General features: G+C 32.3%; 1 protein-coding gene. It reads left to right on the forward strand.

What is annotated here, in order from left to right:
- Positions 1-434: 434 nt before the first annotated feature.
- Positions 435-1,424 (forward strand): IS630 family transposase, encoded by a 990-nt coding sequence (locus KJ554_15540; GenBank protein MBU0743744.1) that lies wholly within the window; start codon positions 435-437, stop codon positions 1,422-1,424.
- The last annotated feature ends 642 nt before the right edge of the window (positions 1,425-2,066 follow it).

The following is a 2,066-nucleotide window of genomic DNA, read 5'->3' on the forward strand; positions in this document are numbered from 1 at the left end:
GCTGTATTGTGAATCAGCAGAATCTTTATCGGTATTGACTCCGTAATCGCCGTTCGGGAGTACCGGAAGGGAGGAGAACACAAATATGAAGGATGTAAAAAGGCAGATTAGACGAGTCATAATCAATTGTTTTTCCGGCATTTCTGAATGGTGTGAATATCGTAAAAAAAAGAACTTTGCCGAAAATGCAGCTTACAAAGTTATTAACGGATGGCTGTTGATAGTATACTGGTCTGAAACAGTAATGCGAAAAAATCTCAAAACGCAGAGTTATTAACATATTAACAATGTTACTTTTAGAAATAAGAGGTCAATTGACAATTTTGGGGATAACTAAAGAGCTAAAACTAATCAGATTACGATTTGATCCATTATGTTTGCGAGATCAAATCATAGACAGTTTGAAAAGATTTCTCACCATAGAACAAGAAGATATGCTCAAACAAGAGCATAAACGTTGCAAGACAATTAAACAGGCAGATCGAATAAAAACCATTCTGTGTTTAAATAAAGGCTTATCATATGAATCAATAACAGAATTGTTATTACTTGACGATAGTACTTTGCGTAGATATTTTAACGAATATCAGGAAGGTGGAATTTACAAACTACTCTCTGACAATTTTAGAGGAGGTACACCAAAGTTAACCATAGAAGAACAAATACAATTAGACCAGCATTTAGAAGACAATATATATTTAACCTCCAAAGAAATAGTTGCTTATGTAGAAAATGAATTTGGAATTTTTTATACGATAAATGGAATGACCTCCTTTTTACATAATTTAGGTTATACGTATAAGAAACCAAAACATATACCTGGCAAGGCAGATAAGGAAAAGCAGACTATCTTCATAGAAGAATATGAAGACTTAAAAGCAACTAAATCAACAGAAGATAAGATTTATTTTATGGATGGTTGTCATCCCCAGCATAATTCACAACCTGCTTATGGTTGGATAAAAAAGGGGGTACAAAAAGAACTTAAATCTAATTCTGGACGACAAAGAATAAACTTAAATGGCGCTTATAATTTAGAAGATCATGAGGTCACTATAAGAGAAGATGAAATGATTAATAGTCAATCAACTATAAAATTATTTGAACAACTAAGCCAAAGGCAAAAGACAGGAATAATTTACATTATTTGTGATAACGCAAGATATTACAAATCAATATTAGTGAACGAATACTTAGAAACAAACAAACGCCTAAAAATAGTCTTTCTACCTCCCTATTCCCCTAATCTCAACATTATAGAGCGATTATGGAAGTTTTTTAAGAAAAATATAACATATAATAAGTATTGTGAAAATTTTGCAGTTTTTAAAGAAAAATGTATGGAATTTTTCCAAAACATAGAAAAATATAAAAGTGAACTTGAGAGTTTAATGACTGATAATTTTCAATTAATTCAAGCTTGATTTTTCGCAAACCTGATTAACACGAGTATATTACACGAAAACATCTTTGTAAATGATTTTCCTGCCTTGGTTTTTACTTCTTTATTCGCAAACGTCCTAGTGTTTTCCAATGACTTTATAATGCAGATTACCCTGCTTTTATTACTGCATTTCTTTATAACAGTAGAATAATGATCACTAACAAAATCCATCTTAGTACGATACTTTTTCTTTTCAGATTCTCCCCACCAATGAACCGTGACTCCAAGAATATCAGCAACCTTTTTAATATGTGAGTTAAGTTGATCTGTCAGTGTCTTGAAAACGCCGTTTGTATGTTTGTTAAAACCCAAATTACGTAACAATGCTATTACACTGCCCTCAATAAATAAGTTCGGCAAATAACCACGTAATACGATCCTGTCAAAACAGGTATAGGAAAACCGAATATGATCTTTTAACAGTTCTGTAAAACTTTCTGACATCCCTTTTTAAGCAGCTAATTTAATTAATTGCACGGAATTCCAAAGATTGACCTTTAGGTCGGTATTATTATCTGCCGGTATACCTCAATCGCTTGGCCATAACGTTTGCGGGCTTGAACAGTGCCGACTTCAAATGTACTATTTTTATTAATCATTACGGATGTTTGTTAAATGTGCA

The organism is bacterium (assembly GCA_018814885.1).
GTDB lineage: Bacteria > Krumholzibacteriota > Krumholzibacteriia > LZORAL124-64-63 > LZORAL124-64-63 > JAHIYU01.

What these genes read in the sequence shown, in the direction of transcription:
- KJ554_15540 (MBU0743744.1), top strand. Translation starts at nt 435, where the DNA reads ATGCTCAAACAAGAGCATAAACGTTGCAAGACAATTAAACAGGCAGAT.